This window comes from Undibacterium sp. Ji50W, assembly GCF_049340445.1.
GTDB lineage: Bacteria > Pseudomonadota > Gammaproteobacteria > Burkholderiales > Burkholderiaceae_D > Undibacterium.
Window position 1 is genome coordinate 1 of the sequence record NZ_JBMPOX010000046.1, and the last position, 5,649, is coordinate 5,649.

Genomic DNA, 5,649 nt, shown 5'->3' on the forward strand with positions numbered 1-5,649 from the left:
CTCCACTGCGTGCGCGCCCTGCCACTTCGACGCTGATCTGGCTGTGGTTCAACTCGTTGAGGGCGTCGATTTCTTTGAGCAAGGCGGCTTCTTCGGGACTGACATTCGTTGTCTGGCCAGGTTTGCCTAGCTTGCGGGCGGCGGTGATGCTGCCTGTATTAGCGTTGTCTGTTGTATTGGCTGCATAAGCACTGCCGCTGGCGTAACCTGTGGTGCCAGCACCGCCAGCAGGGCCAGTGGCGCTAGCAGCATATTGCTGCGGCACTGGTGCTGCCGGGTAGCTTACTTTTGGTGGGACATAGGGTGGTGGGACTAAGGGTGTGCCTGCCGATGCCGGTGCAGCTGCGGTCAGTGGCGTACGGGTCACGGTTGCTGGCGGTATCTGGTACACGGTGGCGGCACCTGGGGCCGTACCGGTATTGGCATTGGCACCACCCTGCACAATGGCAATCGCAGGATTAAGGGCAGCCTGTTGTGGTATTGGTGCAGGTGTTGGGGCCGCAGGTACCGACGCAGCGGCAACCCTGGCCGGCAATTGCGGAATGCTGGCCATTTGCTGAGGCACTGGTGCAGATAGTGGTGCAACAGCGGGAACTGTCTTGCTTGCAGTAGCCATCACACTGGCAGGCAATTGCGGAATCGCATATTGTGCCTGCGCTGGTTGCGCATACTGTGGTTGTGCATATTGTGGCTGCACATACTGCGCCTGGGCCGGTGGCGCATATTGAGGCTGAGCATATTGTGGCTGGGCATACTGCGGTGCAGCCTGTTGCAAGGGTACACCTACTGGCGCAAAAATCGCACTCTTGGAATTCGGTACCAGTGCCTGTTGTGGCGCACTGGCCAGCGCGACCGGTGCTGCCGCATTGCGGTCGGCAAAAGGATTGACTCTGAAATCATTGACACTGGCTGGCTGCGCCTGTGCCACCAGGCGTATACCATTCACGCCCTGGCCCGCTGCTGGATGCTGGGCCTGTTCCAGGGCCAATGCCTGCCTGAAAAATTCCAGTGCGCGGCCATTATTGCCCTGCGCCCTGGCGACATTGCCGGCCAGTGAAATAATGCGCGGATTATCCGGTTGCAGGCGCATCAGGGTAGCCAGGTGTTCTTCTGCGCCTGAGAAATCCTTGTTCTGTATCGCGGCATACACCAGTGCCTGCAAGACTTCGGGGTTTTCCGGTTCGGATTGCAAAACGCGGACATACAATTCCTTCGCCGAATCCGCGTCACCTGCCGATGAGTAAATACGCGCCAGGCTCAGCAGCACCAAACTGTCATCCGGGTCGGCCAGCAACATGGGCTGGATATAGTTGAAAGAAGCGGCAAAGTCGCCAGCTTCACGCGCCCGTTCCGAATAGCGCATCGACAAGATCCGTTGCAGGTCTTTGTAATCACCCACTTCTTCTGCGGTCAGGCGCGGCATGTCGGCGACTTTGCGCATCACTGCCAGCACTTCAGCTTCCTGATTGGCACGCAGCAAGGCCATGCCATATTGCAGCAACAAACCCGCCGGAGGATTAGGTGTAGTGTCCACCGCACGCTTGATCAGCGTCAGGCCATGGGCAGGGTCGCCAACCTTCATGTGGAAGGCCGCAACGATGCCGATAAATTCTGCGTCGTTACCCGCCGTGCTTTCTATCACGCCCAGCAATTCACGGGCGTGGGCAACATCACCCCGATTGGCAAAGACATTCAGGCGATCAATCTGCACGCGTAGCCACATGCGCTTTTGCAACTCGACCATTTCAGCCTTGCGGGCTGCGGCAGGCACACGTTCCAGCGTCATCAGGCCTTCCCACCACAACTGCTGCATGGCGCTCAGCATGGCGCTGGCGAACAGGGCTTCGGCCTGCGGGTTTTCTACATTGGCCATGGCGTCCATCAGGGCACGGGCAGCACCCGGTGCATTTTGACGCAGGTAGATTTTTGCCAGCGCCATGCGCAACCAGGGGTTGTCGGGGGTCATCAGAATCGCATCTTCCAGGGTCGCCTGGGCAGTGGCGATATCGCCTGCCGCTTCGGCTGCCTTGGCCTTGTCCCATAACTGGGTAGATTTCAACTCTGACAGCACCGTCATTTGTCGCGGCGACATGTAAGAGCTCAGTTCTTCCAGATCCTTGATACGTTTTTGCTCGGCCAGCAAACCGATCAGGCTATCGAGTGCCCCCTGGTTTTTGGGGTCTTGTTTCAAGACCTGGCGGAAATTGGCTTCGGCACCAGCAGCGTCTTTTTCTGCCAGCAAGGCTTCGCCCAGTTGCAGGATGCCGACGGTTTCCTTGGGGTCCATTTCCACCGCTTTGCGCAGCAGGGCAATACCCTTGGCACTGTCGCTGTCTTCAAAGGCAGTGCGTGCATCACCTATCAGGCCCCAGTAATTGGCGCGATCAGATGCCTGCTTCCACTGGTCCTTGCGATTGGCAGGGGACAGTTCCACCGCCTTGTGCAGCAGCGTGCGTGATTCAGCAAATTCATCCTGACGCATTTTCACCAGGCCCATGCCGCCATAACCGGACGAATCTTTGGGGTGTGATTTGATCAGTGCCTGGAAAGCTGCCTCTGCCGTTTTGAGGTCGTTTTCATCCAGCGCCTTGAAGGCTGCATTGCGGGCTTTATCCAGCGAATCACCACTGCCAGCTTTGGCTTCTGATTTTGCTGCGGCTTTCTTTTCAGCCCTGGTTTCGGCTTTGGCAGCGAGCCTGGATTCTGCCTTGGCTTCTGTCCTGGTCCTGGCCTCGGCTTTTGATTCAGCTTTGGATTCGGCTTTTGATTCAGCCCTTGAAGCTGCTTCGATTTTCTGTTTGGTTTCTGCGGTGGCCTTGACTGCGGTGTTCTGCTTGGCCTCTGCCATCACTTTGGCTGGATTGGCTTTTTCTTCCGCTGCTGCCGTCACGGCCGGACGGTTTAAATTGGCCAGGCGGTCCTTGATGACCTGGTCATCCGGAAACTTGTCGAGGTAACGGCGAAAATGTTTGACGTTTTCATTCTTGACGCCCATCCAGGTCAGGGCCTGACGCCATGATTCAGCCGCCGGTTTGGCGACATCGCCCCTGCTGGTCAATTGTTCCAGCGCGGCAATACCTTCCAGGCGGGTTGGTTCACGATAGGTGAGCACCTGGGCATACGCCAGCGCATAACGGGCATTGCCGGGGTTGTCATTCTTGATTTTTTCCAGCCCGCGCTTGGCATCGGGATAACCGGCCTTGGTGCCGGCCAGCACCTGATAATATTCAAACGCAGCATCGCCCTTGAGCTTGGATGGGTCACCCATGATCTTATAGGCTTCCACCGCACTGTCGGCATCACCCTGCTGGGCCAGCTTGCGGGCATTGTCCAGCTGCCCTACCCCGCCGTTGTTACCACGACGCAAGGCTTCTTCGGCGGTGCGTAACTGGCTGTTGCTGGTCTGTGCACCTTTCAACTTGCCGTAATAGGATTTGGCCAGGTCGGCATTGCCAGCCCTGGCTTCATAGATCACCAGCGCCAGCAGCGCTTCGGCATTGGCCGGTTCAATCTTGAGTATTTTGCGCCAGGAATCGGCAGCGTTTTCATCTTTGCCACGCTGTGCCCAGAATTGCGCCTGCTCTTTCAATTGTTGCGTCAAAGGGGAATTCGCGAGCGCAGTCCCGCTTTCCAGATAAGCCGTCAAAAGCGCCAATGCCAACGCTTTCTTCTTAAAATTCATTCATTTCCCCTATTGACCGCTTTGCAGTACGTGTTGCAATGTATTGCGATGTCTTAAAGACAAAAAGCATATTCCCTGCATTTTGAAGGATGCCGGGGTAAATAGGAAGCGCATCTTAAGAAGCAATTGTTAAAATATAAAAAAACCGCCAGGATTCTGACGGTTTTTATTGATGCAGGTAAATTTATAGCGCTTACCACAATCTTAATTTCCGGAATAATAAGGTTTAGGAGCTAGCCACGTATAGCGCTTCGATCAAAAACGGTGCAAGAACGAAGCCACCAAGGCTCCCAGCGAGAACCACCACACCCAACCGAGTTGAGTGAGAATGGTTGAAACCGTCTTCCCTGTCTGAGTAGCTAGGAGTATCCCCTCGCGAATCAGATGCTCGTTGCTGCCCACAGCCTCGACCAACGTTTCAATGTCAGCCTTGGTGACCGGCGTAATTACGACCACCTCGCTATTTTCCTCTTCGTCTTTAAACCAATCAGGGTGCGATTTTCTCTTCTCAGCTTCCCAAAAATTGTAGGCGTTGGCGCTATCCAAGTAGTTGTTGTTAAGCTCGCCGCACGCCTTCCAACTGATGTCATGTAATGCTTTGCGACTATCTGGACGCCGCCACACATAGTCGTTTTGCTGGCATGAGTTGACCGCCAGATTTTTATCGATGTAATATGCTGCGAGAACTTCATCTGACGTCATGTCGTAGAACGTATAAATCGCATCACGTATCGCGGGATCTCTGTGCTTCAGCAACTCTTTGCGAAGATCTGGCTTAGTCTTCGCCGCCAAATGGGCTAGTGACTTGCGTACGAGAGTATAGCCCCATGCGTATCCGTTCTTCGCAAGCTCGTCCTCTTCGGTCTGTCCAGCCGCGTCGTCGATAGCGGGCCGCCAACGTTCTGCGATCAATAGCGGGTCGCCTGCGTGGAAGGGTTCGCAACGGGTCTTGCTCAACAGATTGCCCAAGATGACAGCCCAACCCTTCGTGGCAGGCAAAGTTTCTGCCAACTTCCATGTAGCAGAGAACACTTGACCGTGTAAGAACTCTGCATATCCGTCCATGTCGCCAGAATATTGCTTGCCCATCCTCTTGTTATTGGCCAATGCACGCAACGCCGTTTGTCTTCGTTCATCGCCCATTGCTTGCCAACTCGCCTTGCCTTCAAGGAAATCGCGGAGAAACGACTCGTTGAGAGCAGGGTTGCCAAACATGGCGAACAGTTCTTCATCGCTGGCCTTTGACAGCCACAAAAATATACCGTCTGGATTGTAGCCAAACAAGGCGTTAGGGATGCAGTCGAAGTTGAGCACGCCATCCAAATGCTCATTCGCCAATACCGCCAGTCGTAAAGCTCGTTCACGAGTTTGGCCGAGGTCAATCCCAGAAAACTTCTTGAAGAGCGTTTCCATTGTTTCGTTGTATTTTCCAAACCGAGCCAAAGCGAGGTCGATCAACGGATCTTTGCGGTCAAGCAGGGCTTTCTCAACTTCCATATCGAACCCAGGGTCATTTCTGTCTCTCCTAGCCGCACGAATCTCCAAAATCGAGTAGACCCGTTCCGATGTGCTTGCAATAAGTTCTGCTTCTGTGATGAGAATGTTGTGGCCCCGCATTTCGTCCTCCTATGTATTTTGTATTATGAATGGCGGGACGACAAAACACTATTCCAATAGCAAAACGACTTCGTGCGTCAATATGCTGTAGGCAGACCAAGGCATGCGTCATCTAACGGGATCAGGTCTCCGAAGAGGCACGATGGTATCAGCGCATTAACCCTTTTTATCAGAATTCTAATGAAACGGCTCACACATGTTGGCGTTTTTTATTTATGCAATTCCACTAGCGTCCGGTTAAAAGTCGAATAAATTCAATTGGTTAGCGTTGGGTGCTGTTTCAGAAATGTAGTCATCGGTCTGAAAGGCGCATGAAATCTCAGTTTTCTCAAAAACAGAGACCGATAAGA

At 54.1% G+C, this 5,649-nt stretch carries 2 protein-coding genes; both read right to left on the reverse strand.

Annotation, left to right across the window (positions count from 1 at the left end; all coding sequences use genetic code 11):
* Nucleotides 1-3,682: tetratricopeptide repeat protein (locus ACO0K9_RS27835; RefSeq protein ID WP_422990623.1), on the reverse strand; the 3,682-nt coding region annotated here is incomplete at its 3' end.
* Nucleotides 3,683-3,937: 255 nt separating this feature from the next.
* Nucleotides 3,938-5,299: a hypothetical protein gene (locus ACO0K9_RS27840; RefSeq protein ID WP_422990625.1), complete on the reverse strand. Its 1,362-nt coding sequence runs from the start codon at nucleotides 5,297-5,299 to the stop codon at nucleotides 3,938-3,940.
* Between the last annotated feature and the right edge of the window lie 350 nt (nucleotides 5,300-5,649).

Excerpts from the sequence above, each read along its gene's own strand:
- ACO0K9_RS27840 (WP_422990625.1), bottom strand. The coding sequence starts at position 5,299 with ATGCGGGGCCACAACATTCTCATCACAGAAGCAGAACTTATTGCAAGC.